At 48.5% G+C, this 23,927-nt stretch carries 21 protein-coding genes; 3 read left to right on the top strand and 18 right to left on the bottom strand.

The genetic code is table 11. The annotated features are described in order from the left end of the window. Window positions 1-9: 9 nt before the first annotated feature. The 10 genes from iolD to B4113_RS13190 all read right to left on the bottom strand — a co-directional run bounded on the left by iolD (window position 10) and on the right by B4113_RS13190 (window position 12,326). Window positions 10-1,944: a 3D-(3,5/4)-trihydroxycyclohexane-1,2-dione acylhydrolase (decyclizing) gene (gene iolD, locus B4113_RS13235; RefSeq protein ID WP_033843782.1), complete on the bottom strand. Its 1,935-nt coding sequence runs from the start codon at window positions 1,942-1,944 to the stop codon at window positions 10-12. Between the two features lie 22 nt (window positions 1,945-1,966). Further along, window positions 1,967-2,809, bottom strand: a complete 843-nt coding sequence (locus B4113_RS13230) for a sugar phosphate isomerase/epimerase (protein ID WP_033843781.1) — start codon at window positions 2,807-2,809, stop codon at window positions 1,967-1,969. A gap of 15 nt (window positions 2,810-2,824) precedes the next feature. Beyond that, window positions 2,825-3,829 carry an ABC transporter permease gene (locus B4113_RS13225; RefSeq protein ID WP_033844900.1) on the bottom strand — a complete coding sequence of 335 codons (1,005 nt, stop codon included), beginning with the start codon at window positions 3,827-3,829 and terminating at the stop codon, window positions 2,825-2,827. An 18-nt stretch (window positions 3,830-3,847) separates the two neighbouring features. Next, window positions 3,848-5,359 carry a sugar ABC transporter ATP-binding protein gene (locus tag B4113_RS13220; protein WP_033843780.1) on the bottom strand — a complete coding sequence of 504 codons (1,512 nt, stop codon included), beginning with the start codon at window positions 5,357-5,359 and terminating at the stop codon, window positions 3,848-3,850. Between the two features lie 169 nt (window positions 5,360-5,528). Then, window positions 5,529-6,494, bottom strand: coding sequence for a sugar ABC transporter substrate-binding protein (locus tag B4113_RS13215; protein ID WP_033843779.1), 966 nt, complete (start codon window positions 6,492-6,494; stop codon window positions 5,529-5,531). Between the two features lie 275 nt (window positions 6,495-6,769). Then, a complete protein-coding gene (locus tag B4113_RS13210) occupies window positions 6,770-7,795 on the bottom strand; it encodes a Gfo/Idh/MocA family oxidoreductase (protein WP_033843778.1) in 1,026 nt (341 codons plus the stop codon). Window positions 7,796-7,850: 55 nt separating this feature from the next. Continuing rightward, entirely contained in the window at window positions 7,851-9,044 is a 1,194-nt protein-coding gene (locus B4113_RS13205; RefSeq protein WP_033843777.1) for a Gfo/Idh/MocA family protein, read from the bottom strand. Window positions 9,045-9,060: 16 nt separating this feature from the next. After that, window positions 9,061-10,065 carry a Gfo/Idh/MocA family protein gene (locus B4113_RS13200; protein ID WP_033843776.1) on the bottom strand — a complete coding sequence of 335 codons (1,005 nt, stop codon included), beginning with the start codon at window positions 10,063-10,065 and terminating at the stop codon, window positions 9,061-9,063. A 298-nt stretch (window positions 10,066-10,363) separates the two neighbouring features. Beyond that, a complete protein-coding gene (locus B4113_RS13195) occupies window positions 10,364-11,380 on the bottom strand; it encodes a LacI family DNA-binding transcriptional regulator (RefSeq protein ID WP_033843775.1) in 1,017 nt (338 codons plus the stop codon). Between the two features lie 181 nt (window positions 11,381-11,561). After that, entirely contained in the window at window positions 11,562-12,326 is a 765-nt protein-coding gene (locus B4113_RS13190) for an enoyl-CoA hydratase (protein WP_033843774.1), read from the bottom strand. A gap of 176 nt (window positions 12,327-12,502) precedes the next feature. Between B4113_RS13190 and B4113_RS13185 the strand changes: the two genes are divergently transcribed. Continuing rightward, on the top strand, window positions 12,503-13,963 hold the full coding sequence (locus tag B4113_RS13185) for a glycosyltransferase family 39 protein (protein WP_033843773.1): 1,461 nt from the start codon (window positions 12,503-12,505) through the stop codon (window positions 13,961-13,963). Window positions 13,964-14,057: 94 nt separating this feature from the next. On the opposite strand, the gene B4113_RS13180 is transcribed toward B4113_RS13185, so the two are convergent. After that, the gene (locus B4113_RS13180) at window positions 14,058-15,503 is read right to left on the bottom strand and encodes an aldehyde dehydrogenase family protein (protein WP_033843772.1); all 1,446 of its coding nucleotides are present in this window, start codon (window positions 15,501-15,503) and stop codon (window positions 14,058-14,060) included. A 484-nt stretch (window positions 15,504-15,987) separates the two neighbouring features. Here B4113_RS13180 and B4113_RS13175 point away from each other — a divergent pair, with 484 nt between their 5' ends. Beyond that, the gene (locus B4113_RS13175) at window positions 15,988-16,638 is read left to right on the top strand and encodes a cyclase family protein (protein WP_033843771.1); all 651 of its coding nucleotides are present in this window, start codon (window positions 15,988-15,990) and stop codon (window positions 16,636-16,638) included. Between the two features lie 274 nt (window positions 16,639-16,912). On the opposite strand, the gene B4113_RS13170 is transcribed toward B4113_RS13175, so the two are convergent. After that, window positions 16,913-18,274: a D-serine ammonia-lyase gene (locus B4113_RS13170; RefSeq protein ID WP_033843770.1), complete on the bottom strand. Its 1,362-nt coding sequence runs from the start codon at window positions 18,272-18,274 to the stop codon at window positions 16,913-16,915. Window positions 18,275-18,361: 87 nt separating this feature from the next. Between B4113_RS13170 and B4113_RS13165 the strand changes: the two genes are divergently transcribed. Then, complete coding sequence (locus tag B4113_RS13165) at window positions 18,362-18,841, top strand: GNAT family N-acetyltransferase (RefSeq protein ID WP_033843769.1); 480 nt, start codon at window positions 18,362-18,364, stop codon at window positions 18,839-18,841. 111 nt (window positions 18,842-18,952) lie between these two features. Here B4113_RS13165 and B4113_RS13160 read toward each other — a convergent pair whose 3' ends face one another. The 6 genes from B4113_RS13160 to ureC form a co-directional block, all read right to left on the bottom strand. Next, entirely contained in the window at window positions 18,953-19,576 is a 624-nt protein-coding gene (locus B4113_RS13160) for an urease accessory protein UreH (RefSeq protein WP_031409137.1), read from the bottom strand. Between the two features lie 20 nt (window positions 19,577-19,596). Beyond that, entirely contained in the window at window positions 19,597-20,412 is an 816-nt protein-coding gene (locus B4113_RS13155) for an urease accessory protein UreD (protein WP_033843768.1), read from the bottom strand. Continuing rightward, entirely contained in the window at window positions 20,409-21,023 is a 615-nt protein-coding gene (gene ureG, locus B4113_RS13150; RefSeq protein ID WP_031409133.1) for an urease accessory protein UreG, read from the bottom strand. Before ureG ends, B4113_RS13155 begins: the two co-directional genes overlap by 4 nt. A 65-nt stretch (window positions 21,024-21,088) precedes the next feature. Continuing rightward, window positions 21,089-21,766 carry an urease accessory protein UreF gene (locus B4113_RS13145; protein WP_031409131.1) on the bottom strand — a complete coding sequence of 226 codons (678 nt, stop codon included), beginning with the start codon at window positions 21,764-21,766 and terminating at the stop codon, window positions 21,089-21,091. Further along, complete coding sequence (ureE, locus tag B4113_RS13140; RefSeq protein ID WP_033019108.1) at window positions 21,759-22,205, bottom strand: urease accessory protein UreE; 447 nt, start codon at window positions 22,203-22,205, stop codon at window positions 21,759-21,761. Before ureE ends, B4113_RS13145 begins: the two co-directional genes overlap by 8 nt. Window positions 22,206-22,216: 11 nt before the next feature. Next, complete coding sequence (gene ureC / locus B4113_RS13135) at window positions 22,217-23,926, bottom strand: urease subunit alpha (RefSeq protein WP_031409128.1); 1,710 nt, start codon at window positions 23,924-23,926, stop codon at window positions 22,217-22,219. Window position 23,927 lies beyond the last annotated feature (1 nt).

The following is a 23,927-nucleotide window of genomic DNA, read 5'->3' as shown; positions in this document are numbered from 1 at the left end:
TCCAGTTGTTCAATATTTTCTTGCCCTTTGCAATTGTTGTTCTTTCCGTTTGTATGCCTCCGCAATTTTTGGGTTCCGGGACACTTCCGCCACCCCGACATGCCACCATGACTCATAACCATGGGTCATCGTTTTTGGAAGCACTTTAATATCAATCAATGTCGACACCGATTGTTGTTTGGCATCTTCGAGTGCTTCCTTTAACTGTTCGAGCGTGTGCACCTTGTACGTTTTCACCCCATAGCCAGCCGCACTTTGCGCGAAGTTAATCGGAATCAAGCTCCCGTCTAAGCGCCCGGTTTCCTCATTGCGATAGCGGAATTCTGTGGCGAAACTGCCCATTCCATGACCCATTTGCAAGTTGTTAATGCAGCCGAATCCACCATTATCAAATAGGAGAACATTAATTTTTTTCTTTTCCTGAATGCTCGTTACAAGCTCCGAGTGAAGCATTAAGTAGCTGCCATCGCCGACCATCGCATAGACTTCTTTATACGGCTCCGCCATTTTCACGCCAAGCGCACCAGCAATCTCATACCCCATGCACGAATAGCCGTACTCCATATGATACGTATTGGGCCGGTGCGCTACCCACATACGCTGCAAGTCCCCTGGCAGGCTGCCCGCTGCACCGATGATAATCGCGTCGTCGTCGATCCACTTGTTAATCGCGCCAATGACTTCCGTTTGCGTTAACGACGAGCCGAAAAACTCTGAGTATTCAGGCAACAACTCATCGAGATGGCCGGCCACTTCTGGCTGAAAGCCCGACTGACGGTAGCGGACGTGATGCAGCCGGTTCAGCTCTTCTTCCCACGCCTTTTTCGCGACATCTATTTCATTCGTATAGCCGGATCGATACCCGATGCGCTCCAACTCCTCGGTTAAGGCGAGAAGAGCGAGTTTCGCATCGGCCACGACGCGGACAGCATCCAATTTGCAAGCGTCAAAGGCCGAAACGTTAATTGTCAAAAATTCCACTTCAGGATGTTGGAAAAGCTGTTTTGAGCCTGTCGTAAAATCAGTGTAACGGGTACCAATTCCAATGACCAAATCGGCTTCCTTTGCGATCGTATTGGCGGCAAGATTGCCGGTAACGCCAATTCCCCCAAGATTATACCGATGGGTGCTTTCTATCGCGCTTTTGCCGGCTTGCGTTTCCCCATAAGGAATGTGGAATTTCTCGGCAAACTGTTTCAATTCTTCCGCCGCTTCCGAATAACGGACACCGCCGCCGCAAATGATGATCGGTTTTTTCTTTCTTCTGATTAACTCTACAGCGTCCTGAATGGCCGCTGTCGCAGGGATGCGGCGTTCAATACGATGAATACGTTTTTGGAAAAAGGATTCAGGAAAATCGTATGCCTCCGCTTGTACATCTTGCGGCAAAGCAATGGTAACCGCCCCGGTGTTGGCCGGATCGGTCAGCACCCGCATGGCCTGGATCATAGCCGGCATCAGCTGCTCAGGGCGGCTGATGCGATCCCAATATTTACTGACAGCACGAAACGCATCGTTTGTGGAAACTGTCAAATCATGCCAGTGCTCGATTTGTTGAAGCACCGGATCGGGCTGTCTTGTCGCGAACGTATCTCCCGGAAGCAATAGCACCGGAATGTGGTTCGCCGAAGCTGTCGCCGCTGCCGTCACCATATTCGCCGCCCCAGGGCCCACGGATGACGTGCATGCCATTATTTGCCTCCGGTGTTTTTGTTTGGCAAAGGCAATCGCTGCATGCGCCATTCCTTGTTCATTGCGCCCTTGGTACACTTCAAGCTCTCTAGGATCTTCCTCAAGCGCTTGGCCAAGGCCAAGCACATTGCCATGACCGAAAATCGTAAAAATCCCTTTGACAAACTTTTGCACCTTGCCATCAAACTCGACATACTGCTGATCTAAAAACTTGATTAACGCTTGGGCGGTCGTCAGACGGACCGTTTTCATGCGCTTTCCCCTCCGTAAATGTTTAAACAGTTTTGATCTCAAAATACGAGCGTAAAACCTTCTCTATTTTTTCTCTTCCTGTTTGAATCGTCGCTTCCGCCTCCCACTGCCAGTATTCTGGCCTAAATAACTCAATGGAAGCCATGTCATTGTAGCCAATGGATTGGAGGGTGCGTAAAATGCCATCTAAATCAATTGCCCCGTCCCCCGGCCACACTCGATGGTGATCGCGTAACGCTCCGACCGGCAAATCTTCACAATCATCAATATGAAAGACGAAAATGTCCATTGGATCGGCCGCCTGCAAGTCTTCGAGTCGGGAGTTCATGGCGTGAAAATGGAAGCAGTCCAGAACAAGGCCCACTTGACTGCTGTCCACCGATTTGACAATCTCATACGCTTGCGCGAACGTGTTGACGGAACAATTCGGGTATCCACAAAACTCGAGGGCAATTTTTACGCCGTACGGTTCGCTGAACTCGGCTAACTCCCGAAGCACGCGAACGGTTTCCGTTTTTATTTCCGACTTCGTATAATCACCGACATCAAACGTCGGAACCACAATCACCGTTTGGCAGCCAATTTGTTCGCCAATTTCGCACAAAAACTGCAGATCGCGACGGATTTGGCCGAATCCTTCCTCATCGCGGAACGTGATAAACTCCAGTGCATTGAAAGCATACGGTTTCAAACAATGAGAAGCAAAGAATTGTTTCAAGTCGTCAACTGTATAGGAAGCGAGAAATTCTTTCAACTTATCAAGCCGAATTTCAATGCCGTCATAACCATATTTTTCACATAGCTCTAAGTCATTCTTTAATGTAGAATTTTTTAACGTCGTCGCCTCATTAAATACGATTTTCATTATTCTCCTCCTATCCTACCATTTGCGATTTTTGCGAGAATCAATGAATACAGCTACGGTGATAATGACCCCCTTGAGAATTTGTTGCCAGTACGGAGAAACGTTTAGTAAGTCAAGGCCGTTATTCATTACACCGATAATGAGCGCACCGACAATCGTACCACCAATCGTCCCGATCCCACCGGCAAGGCTTGTTCCGCCAATGACCGCGGCAGCGATGGCATCGAGTTCATACATGACCCCGGCCGTCGGCTGCCCCGAGGAAATGCGCGAGGTCAAGATGAGTCCAGCCACCCCTGACAATAGCCCGGCATATGCGTAAACGAAAATCTTATATTTATCGACATTGACTCCGGCAATTATGGCCGCCTGTTCATTTCCGCCAATTGCATACACGTATTTGCCAAACTTCGTTTTATTTAATAGAATGTAGGAAATGCCCCCCACAAGCGCAAAAATGAGAATCGGAACCGGAATTCCTAGAATATCTCCTTGCCCAATCCATAAAAACGACGGCGACAAATTGCCGATTGGTCTTCCATCACTGAATAACAGTGCTGCACCTCTAGCTGCTGTCATCATCCCTAATGTCACAATAAAAGGAGCAATTTTCGCCTTCGAAATAATCGTCCCGTTGATGACTCCTGTAAAGAGTCCTAGTCCAAGACCAGTCAAAATCGGAACAGCAACCGGATACGTATCTGGGTGCGCAAAGCTAGCCGCAACGACAGAGACAAGAGCAATGACAGAACCGGATGACAAGTCAATGCCGGTTGTAATAATCACAATCGTGACACCAATCGCAACAATTCCAACAACAGACATTTGTCGAACAATATTTAATAAGTTGCCGGTTGTAAAAAATGTCGGTGAAAGAATGGACATCAAAATGACGAGTGCTATCAGAATCACCAACATGCCATATCGGTTTAAAAATCGATACAATTTGTCCTTGGACGTAGCCGTCGAAGAAATCCCTGCCTTCCCCTGTTTGTTCGTAACAGAAACTTGGCTTTCCATACCCATTCCCCCTGTTCTTTATCGCTTCGCCTCGATCAACTGGCCCGTTGCCAGCTGCATAATCTGCTCTTGGGTTGCTTCTTCCCTTGTCAGCTCTCCTGTTTTTCTTCCTTCATGCATAACGATAATCCGGTCGCTCAATCCCAATATTTCCGGCATTTCCGAAGAAACTACGACGATCGCTTTTCCCTTCTTGGCGAGATCAAAAATTAAATTGTAAATTTCCGCCTTCGCCCCTACATCAATTCCCCTCGTCGGTTCATCGAGAAACAAAATATCCGGATTGTGAAGCAGCCATCGGGCAATGAGCGCTTTTTGCTGATTTCCCCCGCTTAAATATTTGATCAATTGCTGCAAACTCGGCGTTTTAATCGCAAGCTGTTCGGCTAACCTTTGACAGTCTTCGCGGATTTTTCTTTGTTGCAAAAAACCCGCCTTCGTATACTGGTTGACCGTAACCGTGATCATGTTGTCCTCGACAGACAACGGTAAAAACAGCCCTGTCAGTTTTCGGTCTTCCGTCAACAGGCCCATCCCATATCGAATCGCGTCCCGTGCCGAGCGAATCGCAACCTTTTTTCCGTGAACATAAATGTCTCCCGCGTCCGGTTTGACAACGCCAAAAACGCTTTCTAATACTTCTGTTCTTCCAGACCCCATCAACCCAGCAAACCCGACTATTTCCCCTTTCCGCACTTCAAAGCTCACATCATGAAATTTCCCTTTTTTCGTCAACCCTTTGACCGACAACACCACTTCTCCGATCGGAATCTTTGGCTTATGGAAAATTTGATTCAATTCCCTTCCGACCATCATTTGAATGAGTTCATCCCTTGAAATTTGATGGCTCGGCTTCGTCCCGATGTACTTCCCGTCCCTCAGCACGGTCACCTCATCGGTGATTTGCTCGAGTTCATCCATCTTATGAGTAATATAAATAATGGATACACCCTCTTTTTTCAAAGAGCGAATGATGTGGAAAAGGTGATGAACCTCTTTCTCCGTAATGGCCGACGTCGGTTCATCCATAATGATCAGCTTCGAATTGTAAGAGATCGCTTTCGCAATTTCCACCATCTGCATATTGGCAATGCTCAACCCCCCCATTTTCGCATTGGGATCAATATCGATCTCAAGCTGTTCAAATAGTTGTCTCGTCTTTTGAATAAGTTCCTTCATTTTGACCCAACCTGCGAACGGATAACTCGGTTCTCTGCCGAGAAAAATATTTTCCGCCACCGTCATGTTCGGAACCGGGCTCAACTCTTGATGAATCATCGAAATGCCTTTATCGAGCGCTTGTTTAATCGTGAAGACTTTCAGCTCTTCCCCGTCGAACATGATCTTGCCTTGATCAGGTGTATAAATGCCGATCAGGATCTTCATTAAGGTAGACTTCCCCGCTCCATTTTCCCCCATCAGTGCATGTACAGTTCCTCTTTTTACTTTCAGCTGCACCCGATCCAAAGCCTTTACTCCAGGAAACTCTTTTGTAATATCGATCATTTCCAATACATAATTGTTGCTCATTCGCACCCCGCCTTTTCGCTATAGATTACCCCTTTTATCAGAGCGGATGGTTGCCCCGCGGCTTTATAACGTCGGCCGTTCTATGAGCTTAGGTAGGCTAGTTTCACAAAGGAAAAATGAATGTTAGGAAGGATGTCAGCAACGCGGCAGCATCCTTCCTTTTCTTTTCTCATTGCCACTTTTTGATGTACTCATCGACATTCTCTTTCGTAACCAGCTCATACGGAATCCAATTGTATTTCTCTACTTTTTCTCCTTTTGCCGCTTTAATAGCCGTCTCTAATCCAGCTTGTCCTTGACCTTTCGCGTTTTGATAGACGGTGACTTTTAATTTTCCTTGCTTAACATATTCAAGAGCATCCGGCGTCGCATCAACTCCTGCTACAACAACATCATTTAACTTTCCGGCAGCCTCCAGTGCCATAATCGCACCGATAGCCATTTCATCATTGTTAGAGACAACAGCATCAATTTTTTTGCCCGACTGCAACCAATTTTCCATCAGCGCCATTCCCTTTGCACGATCCCATTCTGCTGTTCCTTCTAGAACGACTTTCATCCCCGGATATTTTTTTATCACTTGCTTATTTCCTTCTGTCCGCTTGATTTGTGCTTCCTGACCCATTTGGCCATTGATAATGGCGATGTTTCCTTTGCCTCCTAAGATTTTTGCCACTTCTTCCATTTGCATGATGCCAGCTTTGATCGATTCAGAACCAACATAGGCTGTTGCCTTGTCTACCCCGTCAAAAATACGGTTTACAACCACGATTGGAACGTTCGCTTGATTCGCTTTTTCCACCATTTGCGGCGCCGAAACCGTATCGACAGGAATCAAGACAATGGCATCCACTTTTTGTTGAACAAAGTTTTCCACTTGAGACAATTGCTTGTTTGCGTCATTCATCGCATCAACGTAAATGACTTCCACATCTTTTTGCGTTTTGGCATATTCCTTCATTCCGTCTTGCAAGTAACTCAGCCATTTGTCATCAAAATCTGGAAGGGCCGCGCCGATGACCATTTTCCCTGATTTGTCCCCTGGTTGAGCTGTTTCTTGTTGCTTGTTACAAGCAAAAAGCAACGAAAAACTAAACAACAAGATCAACGAAACCCACTTCATTCGACCTTTCATCTTCCTTTTGCCCCCTTGTCCCCTTTGTTTCTTTCAAACTTCTCTATCCATAGCTGCCATGTTCATCTCTCGATGGAGAGCGAAACCGACCTATGGACGTTTTTTATGACAAACGAAGCCTAGAAGGCCGGTGATTTACTAGGGCAACAGCTTCTTGGAATCGCTCTCCAAGTAAAAAAACTTGTAGCTTCAGCCCTATTTTCACACGTTCACCCATCGATCAAGGCAAACAGCGGTTTTTCACCGGCCTTCTAGAATAGCCTCGCTGCCGTCAATTAACGTGTTTGCTCAGCTACATGTCCTTCGAGCCATACTGTTTTTCCGGTGTCAAACGATTCAGTCGCCGCAATGGCGATTTTTAAGTTCACTTTTCCATCAATTTCGGTTACTTTTGGCGTTTGCCGGTTTTGAATGCATTCGATAAAGTGGACAAGCTCTAAACGGTATGCATTATTGAAGCGCGTTTGGAAATCAGGGATGATTTCGTACGTGCTTCCTTTGGCATTCAACAATGTGACATTTTGGTTGCGCAAAGTGCCAATAAACAGCGAACCTTCTGTGCCGATGATCTCTGTACGAATATCGTGCCCGTATGGCGAGTTCCGGCTTGCTTCGATATCCCCAGCTGCGCCAGAGTCAAAATGGACATACGTAATTGCCTGATCCACATCTTTAAACTCTTTCATAAATGAATGCAACAGTACTCTTCCATGAGCGGAAACAGACGTAATTTCTGCCCCCATTAAGTAACGGGCAATATCATAGTCATGAATCGAAACGTCCAAAAATACGCGGCCGCTATGTTGAATAAACTCAGCCGGAGGTGAACCAGCATCTCTTGTAATCCCTTTAAAGTAGATTGGTTTGCCAATATCCCCCGCTTCAATTCTTCTCTTCGCCTCGGCATAAGCAGGATCAAACCGTCTCATAAAGCCGACTTGACAAATGACACCTGTCTCCTGAATCGTTTGAATGATGTCATCGGCTTCCTCTAAACTTTGAGTAAGCGGTTTCTCGACGAAGATCGCTTTGCCGTTTTTAGCTGCTTTTGCAATCATCTCTGCATGAGTGCTCGTCGGGGTTACGATCACGACGGCATCAATTGTTGGATCCTCGAATACATCATCCGGGTTCTTGGTCCAGTACTCGATCCCGTATTCACGTGCGAACTGCTCCGCTCTTTCTCCAAGGGGATCAACGACACTCACTAATTTCGCCCCGCTCACTTGATGAGTTGCCAAGTTTTTCGCATGGTGGTGTCCAAGGCGCCCTAATCCAAGAACTGCACAACGAACGGTCATGATCCACACACCTTTCTTTGCTTAATGTGATCGCTTTCTAAATCGTCGTATTTCATCAACGCGATTGCACTTGCACTGACGGTAGCACTTCAGAAATGCTTACCCATCCTCCAGTTTGCACCGACCGTTCCACCGCCTCAAGCACGGCTTGATTGCGAACGCCGTCTTCGAAGTTCGGCGAAGGGCTGTACCCGCCGGCAATGCCATTCATCATTTCCACCAACAAGTTAATAAATGTATGTTCATAGCCAATAATGTGCCCAGCCGGCCAATAAGCCGAGGCATACGGATGCTCCACCTCTGTGCAGTTGATCGTCCGAAATCCTTGCAGCCCGCGCTCGTCATCTTCCAAATACACTTGGAGGTTATTCATATTCTCCATATCCCAACGGATCGAGCCACGTTCTCCATTGATTTCAAAACGGTTGCCCGCCCGATTCCCCCTACTGAAACGACTGACTTCGAATACCCCTAAAGCCCCGTTTTCAAAACGGGCTAAAAAGGCGGAGGCATCGTCAACATCCACTTCTCCCCATGCGGTACTTTCAATCCGCCCTTTTAAATGGATATCCATATCCCCAAGCGGCCGTTTTTTAATAAACGTCTCCACCATGCCGACAACTTCGCGGAATTCCCCGACTAAGAAACGGGCTAGGTCGATAATATGCGCCCCAAGATCTCCGTGTGTGCCTGATCCAGATACTTCTTTTTTCAGGCGCCATATTAACGGGAAGTTCGGATCCATCAGCCAGTCTTGCAAAAACGTAGCACGAATGTGGTAAATTTTTCCCAGTCGCCCTTGTGCGATCAACTGCTTGGCAAACTGAACCGCCGGAGCAAAACGGTAATTGTGACAAATCATATGAACTACACCTGCTCGCTTGACAGCTTCCAACATTTCAAGCGATTGTTCCAATGTGAGAGCAAGCGGTTTCTCACAAATGATATGTTTTCCTGCTTTCGCTGCCGCGATTGCAATTTCCGCATGCGTATTGTTTGGGGTAACAATATCGATGACATCGATATCATCCCGTTCCATCAGACGGCGCCAATCTGTTTCATACGATGCCCATCCCATTTTTTTCGCCGCTTCTTTAACTCCTTGCTCATCCCGGCCCGCAATGGCTTGCAGAACTGGGATGACATCTGTGTCGAAGTAAAAGGGAAGATCGCGAAATGCATGGCTATGCGCTTTCCCCATAAACTTATAACCAACCATGCCAATCCGGATTTGTCTTTTCTCTCTCATTCTCTCACCCGCCTTTTTATTTTGACGGAGCTGTTTGGCGAAAGTGGATTATTTCCCCTGTTTTAGCACTTTCATAAATCGCCTCTAGCAATTGAATCGAGCGGAAGCCATCTTCAGCTGTCACCGGGGGCTTTGCGCTATGAACAATCGCATCAATAAACAGTCGATCTTCTTCCGCATATCCCCACTTTTCCTCAATGGTCAACTGATAAAAATCATGAATTTGCGCCGTCTGCTGCAACCCTGGAGCATACATCACTTTTTCAAGTTCTTGGGTAGCGACCGTGCAATACTTTCCATAAACCTCTAAACTCTCAAACGGAAAGCTCCATCCAGCATGAGCATACGTCACAAAATTGACGATTGTCCCTGAAGCAAACGTCATCATAATCGCGAATGTGTCTAATTCCTCTGTCGAAATGTTTTGTTTTGCTTCGCAGTAAACCGTTTGTACTTCACCAAATAAATAACGGCACAGATCCATCAAATGGAAAGGAGTTTCATACAAGAAGCCTCCCGTCACCTTCGGGTTTGCCGTCCAAGGAGGATTTAACAGTTCGCCGCGGTTCATTTTTACATGAGCCAAATAGGGGGTTACCTCCCCGGAATCAACCAATTCCTTGACTCTTTTATACACCGACGCATACCGGCGGTTCATTCCCAAGTTGTAAATCGCCTTTGATCGTTCAGCCGCTTGCCTGATTTGCTCTGCCCCCTCCAAAGAAGTCGCCATCGGTTTTTCTGAGAAGACATGCACATTGTTTTCCAGACATTTTAGTACCGGCTCAACATGCATCGTGTTTGGCGTCGTCACGTAAACAGCATCTACACCAAGATCAAATAATTCCTCGAGGCTTTTGACCGCTTTTGCTTCCCCGGCTTCCTTCGCCAATGAAGCGGCTCTTTCTTCCACAATATCCGCTACCCCAATAATTTGAACCCGCTCATCTTTCTTTAGGATCGACGTATGTACCTTGGCAATCCCTCCGGCTCCCAAAATCCCTACTTTCACCCGAGTCATTATTTTCTCCTCCTCATCTCCGTTGTAGCAAGGAAGCGCTTTCTAATACATCGAAACCAATGGTTATCATGTCCATTAATAATAGCGTAATCTAATCTCCATCGAATTTTTTGAGCAAGCGCTTTCCTTTTGTTTTTTATTTTACCCTCAACCTATTATTTTATCAAGTATTTTTTCTAAATTTATAGAATTTTTATTAAAAAATAAAAGAACAGCTACTTACAGCTGTTCTTCTCATTAAATTCAACGTTTTCTCCAGTAACATCTATTATTCCATAAAAACAATCTGCTCACATCCTTACGATTTCACTTTAGCGATATGACAGGCCGATTTCCTTACCACTAGATGAGGCGGCAAAATGATCCGCTGTTTCGTATGATTGGTCTCTTCAATTTGGGCAATTAGTAGGTCAACCGCTTGCCTTCCCATTTCTTCAATAGGTTGGGCGACTGTCGTCAACGGTGGGTCGATAATGGCCGATAAAATCGTATTATCAAATCCAACCACTGACAGATCATCGGGAATGCGGAGTCCCAACTCTTTGACCGCCTGATAAGTGCCAACGGCAAGAGAATCAAAACAGGCAAAAATCGCTGTCGGCCTTGGGGTCGACTGCAACAGCTCCATCGCCGCCCTTTTTCCATCAGCCATCGAATAGTCCGTATATACAATCCAAGATTCTTCGCATTTCAAGCCGTTCTCTTGAAGCACCTGCTGATAGGCCTGCAATCTGTATTTATCACTTGTGCGACTTAAATTCCCTAGCATGATCGCGATCTGTCGATGGCCTAGGGAAATAAGATGCGAGACGGCTTGATACCCTCCTAAAAAATCATCAACTCTCACTACGTTAATGGCTAGCTCTGGGATGTCTTGAGCAATAAAAACCAAAGGGAAATTCTCTTCCAACAACTCTTTGATCATTGTATAATTGTTCGTTGTAGTTCCGATGATGATGCCATCCACGCTTTTTTGGCGCAATAAAGAAAGATACATTTCCTCCGTCTCCGGATTGTTATCCGTATTGCACATCAGAACGTTAAATCCTTGTTCTCTCCCTCGATCTTCTACTTTCCTAGCGATTTCAGAAAAAAACGGGTTGGCCACGTCAGGGATGACAAGGCCAATGGTTCTTGTCCGCTTCCCCGTCAATGCCGAGGCGACCATACTCGGTTGATAATGTAGCTCTTCCATTACTCGAAGGACTCTTTTTCTCGTTCTTTCACTTATACGTCCCGTATTATTGAGCACTCTTGATACCGTTGAAATAGATACACCGGCTTTTTTCGCTACATCGTAGATTGTCACTTTCATCGTTTACCAATCTCTCCATTGATTATAGTTAACCTTGTTAAGTAAAGCGCTTGCCCTTTTAATGTTATTCTAATTCTTTTTCCACTTTCTTTCAATGCTTTTTTCGATTTCGTAATAAATGAAGCCCATATAAAAACCGGCCTGAATTGACCGGTTTTAAGCAAAAATATCGTCGTTTCTCCTACCTCCCCCGAAACACCGGTTTCCGTTTTTCTAAAAAGGCGCGGACGCCTTCGCGGTGGTCTTCGGTTTGCCGCATGCGCTGTTGGGCGTCGGTTTCAAGCTCTAGGACGCGAAGCAAGTCCGCCTTTGTTTGCTCGGCGTACAGCTGTTTCGTGGCGATCATGGCTTGGAGCGGTTTTTCCTGCAAGGAGGCGATCCATTGTTCCGCTTGCTCCTCATGATCGACAACGAAATCGACGAGGCCAAGCTGCTGCGCTTCGTCGGCGCTCATCGGTTTTCCTTCCCAAATGATCTGTTTTGCTTTTGCCGTACCGACGCGCTGCGCCAAGAGGAAATGCCCACCGCCGTCAGGGACGAGGCCGATGCCGATAAAGTTCATGGCGAGGCGCGCTTCTTTTGTAGCGATCAGGTAATCGCTCGCCAACGCAAAGCTGAACCCAAGGCCAGCGGCGGGCCCATGAATGAGCGAAACGGTGATTTTCGGCATCGTATACAATCGCATGATCATCTCTTGGATCGTGTTCATCACCGTCTGAAATTGGCCCGGGTCATCGACGGAAAGCATCGTCTTAATGTCGCCGCCTGCCGAGAATCCTCTTCCCTTGCCGCGGATGACGACGATCGAAGCGTCACTTTCTTCGATTTGCCGCAATGCGCCGACAAGTTCTGTTAACATTTGTCCATCCATCGCATTGAGTGACTGCGGGCGGTTCAGTTCCAATATTGCTTTGTTTTGGTCAAATGTCAGTACGATCGTTTCCATCGCTCTCCCCCTCTGAATGATGATTCATTTATTCATTCTCTATAGAGGCTCTTAACTCCTTGCAGCTAACAAAAATATTGTGAAAACATCAGTGCTTGACATATTCATTGATTTGTAATAAGTTCTATCACGGCGTTACTTTATTACATCCGTTTGCCTATGAAGGGGTCGGTATAATGAGAAAGACGGGCTATCTGCGAAACGTGTCGTTTTATGTATTGGCGGGACTGATATTTTCTATGATGGTTTACAATGTCTTTTATAATCTCGGAAAATTCCCTATTTCCAGCTGGGACGAAGCGCGACATGGCGTCAATGCTTATGAAATGTTAAAACATGGAAATTTGATCGTCAACACATATCTTAGCCACCCTGATTACTGGAATTTAAAACCTCCCCTTAGTTATTGGGCTATTATGGTTGGTTATAAGTTGGTTGGGCTGAACGCTCTTGGTTTGCGACTGATGTCTGGCGTTTGCGCAATCTTCATGGCTATAGTCATTGTTTTATTTATGAAAAAACGATTTGGCCGCATGGCGGCTATCATATCATTGCTTGCCTTGTCGACTAGCACCCAATATCTTCTCAACCATTGCGCTCGCACAGGAGATGCAGATTCGCTCTTTGTATTTTTCTTTACGTTATCCATCATTTCTTTGCTGTCGGCCAGACGGCAGACGCAATGGTTGTATGCAGCTGGCCTTGCCTGTTCACTCGCTTTTTTAACGAAAAGTTGGCATGCAGGGAACATTTTGTTGATCATGGCTGTGTATTTCCTACTTACTCGACAATGGGAGTCATTTCATTGGCGCGCCTGGTGGAGGGCAGCCCTCAGTTTCGCAGTTCCTGTGCTCGCTTGGGTTCTTGCCCGCTACCACTATGATGGATGGCGGTTTTTGAAGCAAATGATCGCCTATGATTTGTTGTTACGCTCCTCCCGGCCTATTGAGGGTCATATTGGCGATGAAACCTATTACGGCATCATTCTTGTTCATTTTTTCTTTTGGTGGCTCGCACTCTTGATCGGCATCATGGTCATCAGCTATATACAAGACGTTCGTCTTTTAACCTTTGATCGAGCGAATCATCGTTTGAAAGCGGATGTGGTCGGGATTTTAGTATGGATTTGCGTCCCGCTTCTCATGTTTACCCTAGCTAAGACGAAAATCAGATGGTACATTCTCCCTGTTTACCCACCGCTTTGTATGCTGATTGGCATTTGCGCCAGTCAATTGTGGAGAAAAGGAACGTGGAGAGCACGTGGGTTGTTGCTTGCCGGTCTGTTGTTTGTCGCATCGTTTTACGAAATGAATATTCAAAATTATATCCATCATCCGAAACCAAATTGGGAACTGGCATTACTTCAGCGGACCGCCCAAATGCCTGTTCACGGGTACGAACTCTTTATGTACCATCCATTGCATTGGAAAGATCACTGGCCGCAAAATGCGGTCTTAACGGCAGAGCTGGCGAATGACCTTAAACCTCGGCATGGAGGGCTGAAAACGTTCTTGCATACGAATCGAAGCCTGCTTCTCGTGAAAAAAGCATGGTTTAGCAAACAGCTCGAGCATAAATACCACCTGTCTGTTCTCGCCTCGAACCGTTGGGGATATATTTTAGAGAAACAAGCATAAACAAGCAGCCTTGGGGTATCACTCTCTCCAAGGCTGCGCAACCATTCTTTCTATGCGAAAAGTGTTAGGAATAAAATTCCATTCCCTCTTCTTCTCATCTCGCTTCATTCTCGTTGAAAATAATCAACTTCAACTCCATCATTTCTTCGATCGCATAGCGAATTCCTTCGCGGCCGAACCCGCTTTCTTTCACGCCGCCGTACGGCATATGGTCGACGCGGAACGTTGGGATGTCGTTGATGAGCACGCCGCCGACGTGCAGTTGTTTCGCCGCTTTCCACGCGGTATGGACGTTATCGGTGTAAATGCCCGCCTGCAAACCGTAGCGCGAGTCGTTGACAAGCGCAATCGCTTCGTCGATCGAGCGGACGCGGTTGATCAAGACGATCGGGGCGAACACTTCTTGGCATGACACTTTCATTGTCGGTTGGGCATCGACAATGACCGTTGGAAGCAAAATGTTGCCGTCGCGCTCGCCGCCGAGGACGACATTCGCGCCGCCTTGTTTCGCCTCTTCAATCCAAGCAAGCGCGCGATCGACATCGTTTGGCGTGATTAACGCCGACACATCGGTGGCTGGATCGAGCGGGTCGCCTATTTTCAACTGTTTCGCGGCAGCGATGAATGTTTCAACGAACTCGTCATAGCGTTTTTCATGGACATAGATGCGCTGGAGCGAAATGCACACTTGCCCTTGGAACGTGAACGCGCCAAATACGCAGCGCGGGATGATGCGGTCAAGATCGACCTGCTCGTCAACGATGACGGCGGAGTTCGAGCCAAGCTCCAACGTCACCCGCTTTAAGCCTGCTTTGTTGCGGATCGCGATGCCCACTTCCGGGCTGCCGGTGAACGTGATCATGCTGATGCGGGGATCGGCGACGATTTGGTCGCCGACCGTGCGGCCGCTTCCGGTGACGACGTTGAGCGCCCCTTTCGGCAAGCCTGCGTTCTCGAACAGCTCGGCGATAAAGTAGGCCGACAGCGGCGTTTGGCTCGCTGGTTTCAACACCACGGTATTGCCTGAAGCGATAGCCGGACCAAGTTTATGGGCGACTAAGTTCATCGGGAAGTTAAACGGCGTGATCGCCCCAATGACGCCGATCGGCTCACGGACGGTGATGGCGATGCGGTTTTCCCCGCCCGGCGCCGCATCAAGCGGCAATGTTTCGCCATGGATGCGCTTCGCTTCTTCGGCGGCGAATGTATACGTCTGGATCGTGCGGGCGACTTCCCCTTTCGCTGTGGTGATCGGCTTGGCGGCTTCCAAGGCGATCAACTTCGCTGCTTCTTCTTGCCGCTCTTCCAGCTGTTCGACGACCCGCCCTAAAATAGCGGCCCGTTCATGCGCCGGCATGGCGGCCATCGTCTGCCGCGCCGCATACGCCGCAGCGATCGCCTCATCAACTTCTTGTTCGTTGGCCATCGGAATTTCGGCAATCGTCTCGCGTGAATACGGTGATTTCAGTTCGGTGTAAGACTTCGCTTCCCGCCATTCGCCGTTGATGTATAATTTCTTTTTCTGTACTGCTGTTTTCACTCATTTCACCCTTTCTATGTTTTCGGCATGCGTCCTTGGCTGATACGTTCCCTTTACCGATATCTGTCCGGCACGCCCTATTTACTTGTTTCATTCGCCACTGTGCTCGGAAATCCTTCATCTCTTCCAAAAAGACGGCAGCAACCAGCAGCAAAGATTTTCAAAGCCTCCCTCTTCCCTCTCGCGCCACCTAGCAAACAAGTGGATGCTGCTCCCATTATACATCTCTATCGCTGGTTTAGCCGCAAAAATGCTTGTGAATATGGTGAATTTCCCTTACACAAAGGTAAAGCCGAGCCCCATTACTCGCCTACAGGCATTAGTCAGTCTAATTGATGAATATGTCCGCCTGCGCAGCAATTCGATAAGCGTCTTTGCGACATAGACAAGCAGCGCCTTTGGTCAAAGGTTGTTTCTTAAGCTTTCTTTATCTATACATTTTCATTATATGCAACGAACCACTTTTCAAAGGGAGAATGAAGCAATGATCATCAAAAAACTCATCGACCTCTCCATGCCGATCACGGCCCAAACTCCGGTTTACCCCGGGGATCCGAAGCCGCACATCGAACCGGCGGCCACGTTCGCCGCTGACGGCTACCACGTCAGCCGCCTTGTGCTCGGTTCGCATAGCGGCACCCATGTCGATGCGCCGTTTCACTTTTGCGAGCACGGCTGGCGGTTGGATGACGTGCCGCTCACTTATTTTCTCGGCCACGGCGTTGTGATCGATGCCACAAGGAAAGCGGAAGGGGAAGCGGTGACGATGACGGATGCCGCCCCGTATATGCCGAAACTGTCGCCAGGGACGATCGTTTTGTTTCACACCGGCTGGTCATCATGCGCTGGGACGGAGCGGTATTTTCGCCACCCGTACGTCGCGCCGGATGTCATTGAAGCGATGCTCGAACGGGGCGTTCGCACGTTTTTGATCGATGCCTTGAACATCGATCCACCGGACGGCTCTTCATTTCGCGCCCATGAACTTATTCTCGGCGCCAATGGGGTGATTGGGGAAAACTTCACCAACTTCGGTCAAATCGATTTTGATGACCCATACATTATCGCTCTGCCCCTTTCCTTGCCCGGCGGCGACGGCTCGCCCGTTCGGGCGGTGGCAGTGCAATGGGGGTGACCAATCGATCGGACATACGAAACGCCCCGTATCTTCTTCGATGCGGGGCGCCCTCTCTCTAGAAGGTTGGTGAAAAACAACAGATTCTCTCGATTGGTGAGAAATTACAAGGAATGAAATGATGACGTTGCAAAGTTTTTTAGTTTGAGAAACATTGTTGGAGAGCAGCATTTCCCCTTAAATCACCGGACTCCTAGATATCTCTATCTGCCAACGCCTTTCCTGCGTAAAACATAGCGTCGGCCGAAAAAGCCGTCATGCTCTTTCGGCGGCATCACCCTTGCCGGCGTTTCCCTTCCTGATAGTAGGCGTCCATCACGTCCTTCGGCACCATGCTTCCGCCTGTGGCCCAGCAAATATGGGTGGCTTTGTTCATTTTTTCTTTCAAATGATGTTGCTTGAGATACGTTTGCCCCGCTTGGTCTTGAAACAGCCGCACAGGCCCTGCGACCCCTGCCAACGCGGACGGTTCCAAGCGGATCTCCTCCGTATCGATCATCGCCGCAAGCAGCCGATAAAGGGTGGAATCATCCACTGTATAGACGCCGCTGATGACGTGTTCCAGCATCTTTCCGACCAGTCGCGAAGGGCGGCCGACGGCCAGCCCGTCGGCTTCGGTTTGGTTATCTATGCCAAACTCCTGCACCGAGACGCGATCGTGCTCTCCCGTCATCAGCCCAAGCAGCATGCAAGGCGAATGGGTTGGCTCGGCGAAAAAGCAATGCACATGATCCCCATACACAAGTTTCAAGCCAAACGTCACCCCACCCGGTCCGCCGCCAACTCCACAAGGAAGGTAGACAAACAGCGGGTGATCTTCATCGACGATGATGTTCTTGTCTTCTAACTGTTGCTTTAACCTCAACGCCGCCACCGCGTATCCTAAAAACAAATGAATCGAATTTTCGTCATCGATAAAATACGAGGTTGGGTCTTCAGCCGATTGTCTTCTCGCCTCTTCGACCACTTTGTTGTAATCGGTGAGATGTTCGACCACCGTCACCCCTTTGCTTCGCAGCAAATCTTTCTTCCACTGTTTCGCGTCCGCCGACATATGCACCGTCACATGAAATCCAAGACGCGCGCCGATGATTCCGATGCTCAGGCCTAAATTTCCCGTTGAACCAACGACAAGCGAATAGCGGGAAAAGAACTTCCGAAACTCCTCGTCAGCGAAGACTGCGTAGTCATCCTCTATGGAAATCAAACCGTTTGCGAGCGCGAGGTCTTCGGCATGTTTCAAGACCTCATAAATCCCCCCTCTCGCCTTGATTGATCCGGAGATGGGGAGATGGCTGTCGCATTTGAGCCATACTTCTCCTTCAATCGGCTGCCCGCTCATCTCTTCCAAATACCGTTGCATTTTCGGAATCTTTATTAGCGGCGATTCAATGATTCCGCCACTGTCCCGCGTTTCCGGAAACGCCTTGGCGATATACGGGGCAAAGCGCGCCAACCGCTCTTCGGCTTCCTTGACATCGCGTTCACCGAGCGGAAGATGGCGGGCGGCTTGATCAAATGAACAAATGTTTGGATTCGGCCAAAACACTTCTTCTGTTCTGATCATATTCTCCAACAACGGAAGTTCCCTCATCCATTGTCGAATCGTTTTCCCCGCTGCGATTCGGTTTTCCATGTCTTTCCTCCTCATCCCTATGTAAAAAGCATCTACTTTCAGTATAATAGAAAACGTGAATCGCTGGTATAGGGGAGGAAAACGGTCTTGAACATCGTCCCAACAAAACAATTAGACCGCACTCTGGTCAACCAGTTTTTGATCGAACATTGGGGAAGTTCACAAATGGTGGTGTCGACTGGTGTTTATGGCTGCAGCGAGCTGGATGGATTTGCCGCTGTCGAGAATGGACAGCGGATCATCGGGCTCATTACGTTTGTGATTCGCGGAAACGAATGCGAGATCATCTCGCTAGACAGCATAATGGAAAACCGCGGCGTCGGCAGCGCCCTTTTGCATGAGGCAGAAACATGGGCGAGGCAACAAGGGTGCACCGCGGTTCGACTGATCACGACGAATGACAACTTGCATGCACTTCGTTTCTATCAAAAGCGCGGCTATCAAATCGTGAATGTCTTTCCGAATGCTGTCGACAAGGCGCGGCAAATCAAGCCAAGCATTCCGTTGATGAGCGCTGATGGCATTCCGATTCGGGATGAGCTGTTGCTTGTGAAACGACTAGGGTGACACGGTGCAATGATGACGTCTTCTTGAAAAAGAAGCACCAGCCTTCTCCCAAGGCTAGTGCTTCTTCCAATATTTTATACTCCTCACCTATGAAGCTAGTCGCTAGGAGTATTAAAGCTCGGTGGTTATATGATAAATGTAATATACTCCATAGGCGATGCTAATGAGGGAGACGGTTTTCACCATCCATTGGCTTATGGCTTGCCGTTTCACTTTCATCCAAACGAACGGAACGCCAAGAAGTGTGGTGAACAACATCATGCCGATGACCGTCCCTAAGCCAAAAAGCAAAATAAAGGAAAAGGCCATCCAAGTTCCTTTGACCGTCGTCATCGTCAACAACACCATTCCGGCACTTCCGGCCAAACCATGAACAATGCCGATCAATGTCGATTTGATATGAAAATGATGAATATCGCCACGGCGATGATGATCCATGCTCATTGGCGAGCGAAAACTGGCAATTCCTAAAATGACGATCATAACGCCAACGACCATTTCAAGGTAAGAAGCAACCTGTTCAGGAATTTGTCGCTCAAAAGCGATCATCGCCATCCCGACGATGAGCAGCGTCAACGTATGGCCGATTCCCCAAAACATGCCGGCCAGCGACGAAAGGGAAAGTTTTTTTGTTCGGCTGACAATCGTAGAAACCGCAATAACATGATCCGGTTCTGTCGCATGTTTCATTCCTAGCAGCAATCCAAACAAGAGCACAGGCCATATCGTTCCCATTGTCTTCTTCCTTTCTCTTGTCAATATTTCCTCCAGCAAACTGGCGCTTTCTCACCACATTGGTGGCGAATAAACTGGTGGATACGTTGAAATATCGCTTCGATGGCCGATGTTTCATACGCCAATATACGTACAGAAAAGCCTGGAACGGCTGCCGCTGAAAAACCGTAGCGAACCTCTCGCGGCATTTCTTCCATGAATTGGTTGAACTGTTCTAACACTTCCTTTGTGATGAACGGAGAAAGAGCCACCAATGATCCGACATGTGTATAGCCGCCAAGCTGCAGCATGCTCGTTAAGTGCTGCCGCGAATCTAAGTACAGATGATCAAACAGAACGAGCTCCTCGTCTTGATACACCTTCAGTTTCGAACGAATCCAATCGTAGCGGAACAGTTGGCCGCTCTCTGACCAACCCGGCGTGATGATCTCCCCATACATAAATGTCGAACGGCTTGTTACATGAACGACGGTCTCTTGGATAAAACGGGCTTGCTCGTAGGCAATGAGAGGATCGGGAAAATATTCGAGAACACTTTCATCACCCAAGGAAAATTGCGTATATTGCCAAACAGGCGCATACGGGGTTTTGTATACTTTTGTCGCCGCTTGTGTCGTCACCATCAATTTGGCGTGAGACTCCAACTTCATATTGATCTCGTAGCGGTCGCCATTGACGTATCCTCCTCCAACGTGAACAAGATATAATGTCGGATGAGCAGAATCGAGATAAACAGGGCGCATCAGTTTCAGCGCTCCTTCATTATAAGTGTCAGAAATGACAGTGCGGCCGTCTTTCACGACCGCGGTGCAATGCAAACGTCCCGTCCAGCTCATTCGTCCAACCCTGCCAACAGCACCTGTTTTTCGATCCAATCCACAACGTCAAAAAGCCCGATCTCTTCTTTTAAATTTGTAAAAATAACCGGCTTCGCCCCTCGCGCCGCTTTGGCATCCCGTTCCATCACTTCTAGACTGGCACCGACGAAAGGGGCAAGATCAATTTTATTAATCACGAGCAAATCCGACTTAATCATCCCCTGTCCGCCTTTGCGCGGTATTTTTTCCCCTTGGGCGACGTCGATGACGTAAATGGAGAAATCAACAAGCTCCGGACTGAAGGTCGCCGCCAAGTTATCGCCGCCGCTCTCGATAAAAATGAGCTCGACATCCGGATGGCGCCGCTTCAGTTCATCAATGGCCGCAAAATTCATTGATGCATCTTCGCGAATGGCGGTATGTGGGCACCCGCCCGTTTCGACGCCGATAATCCGGTCTTCCGGCAGAACGCTATGTTTGATTAAAAATTGGGCATCTTCTTTTGTATAAATATCATTCGTAATGACCGCGATGCTAAAGCGGTGGTGCATCACCCGCGTCAGTTTCTCGACAAGCATCGTTTTGCCGGCGCCAACGGGGCCGCCGATGCCGATTCGTACCGGTTCGATCATGATATTCCCCCTTCTTCGTTTTTCATTCCAACCCAAATAGGCGCTTTTTTGTTTGTCCAACATTATGACATAAACAACCGGACCGGAAGGCGTTCATGCTGCATTTGTGCGATTTCTAAGCCAATGGCTGCCGCCCCGAGCTCCTCTTCGCCGAGCATCTCGATGATGTTCGTGGCATGAATCAAATATGGCTGCACCATGACGAGCAGCTGTTGCCCGTCCGTTTGGCCGAGGGGAATGCCGCGGACCGCGTTTTGCACCATCGTTTGTACAGAAGCAAACAAATACGTCAGCACCGTCGTTTGTTTGGTTGCCCCGATTTTGCGACCGACTGCCGCAAACACGATGGCCGGATGAATGGACTGCTTCGTTTGTACGATCTCATCGAGTTCATCGACCGAATAAATGTGGCGGCAAAGTTTCCATAAACGCTCTCCGATCATTCTCGTTCCTTCCCGCGTTTCCTTTGCCAGGCAGAGAGCAAACAGCGTTTCGTTCAACCGTTGCAGTCCTTCGATGCTGTTGGCTTTCAACTGCTCATAGGCGATCCGGCACGCTAATCCATCCGTATACGTCAGCTGGGTTTGAATGTAAACGATAAGTGATTCACGAAATGTTTTGGCATCACAAATTTGCTCATTGTACATGTATGTTTCAAACCCAAAGGAATGGGAAAATGCTCCAGATGGAAAATTCGAATCCGAGAGCTGCAACAGCCACAATAGCTGTTGGTCAGTCATGGCGGTGGCCGATATGACGAAACGCTTGTTTTACTTTCCGTTTTTCCCGCTTGTACGGGATGTGCAGCTGTTTGAGCAGCTCTTCGACTAAATAGTCGTATTGGACAAGCATTTCCCCTTCCTCGAATTGGGCGGGCAAATGGCGGTTGCCAAGCTGATGAGCGATCTCCCCCATTTGTTTCAACGAAACCGGCTTTATAACAAGCAAATCCTCAGGAAGAACGGAAACAACGATCGCGTTATAGTCATCCATCCACAATACATCTCCATCCGCCAATTCTTTCGCTTCCTTTAGGCGAATGCCAAGTTCCCGCCCATGATCGGTCACGACCCGCTGGATTCGCTTCACTAAATCGTCGCTCGCCATGTACACCCGTTCAATATGCGGGGGAAGAGAAGAGATGGTTTGAATATTGCCGACAATCGTTTCAATAATCATCTGCCATCACCTCAAAAAAGAAAATATCGTTGCGCCATGGCCACCACTTCGGCCGGCTCGCACGTAATGAGCCGCCCGTCGACCTTCACTTCATACGTCTGCGGATCAACATCGATGTGGGGCATGGCGTTGTTGAACACCATATCGTTTTTCGATAAACGGCGAATATTCCCGACCGGTTTCACCGTTTTTTGCAGCCCCAGCTTATCAGGAATGCCACGTTCAAGCGCCGCTTTGGATAAAAAGGTGATGGACGTTTTCGCGATGGCGGCGCCATAGCTGGCGAACATCGGGCGGTACAGAGCGGGCTGCGGCGTCGGAATGCTGGCGTTCGGGTCGCCCATCACGCTGTAGGCGATCATCCCGCCTTTGATGACGAGCTCAGGCTTGACCCCGAAAAAAGCGGGATGCCAAACGACCAAATCTGCGAATTTTCCGACTTCCACCGAACCGACATATTCGGCAATCCCATGAGTAATGGCTGGATTGATCGTGTATTTAGCGACATACCGTTTGACGCGGACATTATCGCCCCGCCCCGTTTCCTCCGGCAAGCGGCCAAACTGTTTTTTCATTTTGTCCGCCGTTTGCCATGTACGCAAAATGACTTCCCCAACGCGCCCCATCGCTTGGGAATCGGAACTGATCATGCTGAACGCGCCGATGTCGTGTAAAATATCTTCAGCAGCGATCGTTTCTTTGCGAATGCGCGAATCGGCAAACGCAATGTCTTCTGGAACAGATGGATCTAAATGATGACACACCATTAGCATATCCAAATGCTCATCAAGCGTGTTTTTTGTATACGGCCGCGTCGGATTCGTGGAAGAAGGCAAAATGTTCGGGAAGCTGGCAACTTTCATAATATCGGGCGCATGCCCCCCTCCGGCTCCTTCCGTATGGTATGTATGAATCACGCGCCCGTTAATGGCCTCTAGCGTATGCTCGACAAACCCACCTTCATTCAATGTATCCGTATGAATGGCGACTTGCACATCGTACTCATCGGCCACCCGCAAGCATGCGTCAATCGCCGCCGCCGTCGTTCCCCAGTCTTCATGAAGTTTGAGCCCAATCGCTCCAGCGCAGACCTGTTCAGTGATCGGTTCTTTCGCCGATGCGTTGCCTTTTCCTAAAAAACCGATATTCATTGGGAACGCTTCGGCAGCTTCAAGCATCCGGTAAATGTTCCACTCTCCCGGCGTGCACGTCGTGGCATTCGTTCCAGTCGCCGGTCCGGTCCCGCCGCCGATCATCGTCGTAATGCCGGATGACAAAGCAGTTTCGATTTGCTGCGGGCAAATGAAATGGATATGGGCGTCGACCCCGCCGGCGGTCACGATTTTTCCTTCCGCCGCGATCACTTCCGTTGAGGCGCCGATGACAATATTGACACCGTCCATTAACAGCGGATTCCCAGCTTTGCCGATAGCGGCGATCTTCCCGTCTTTGATCCCGATATCGGCTTTGTAAATGCCAGTGTAATCAACGACGACAGCATTCGTCAGCACTAAATCGACTGCTTCGTCGCGGGTTGCGAGCGGATGTTGCCCCATCCCGTCGCGAATCACCTTCCCACCGCCGAATTTCACTTCATCGCCGTAAACCGTATAGTCATGCTCAATTTCAACCCATAAGTCCGTATCCGCTAGCCGGATGCAGTCCCCAGTCGTCGGCCCAAACATATCCGCGTATTGCCGTCTTGACATAGAAAAACTCATT

This window comes from Geobacillus sp. B4113_201601 (assembly GCF_001587475.1).
In the GTDB taxonomy this organism is placed as follows: domain Bacteria; phylum Bacillota; class Bacilli; order Bacillales; family Anoxybacillaceae; genus Geobacillus; species Geobacillus icigianus.
The sequence above is the reverse complement of the archived record's forward strand: the minus strand, read 5'-3'. Positions and strand labels throughout refer to the sequence as shown.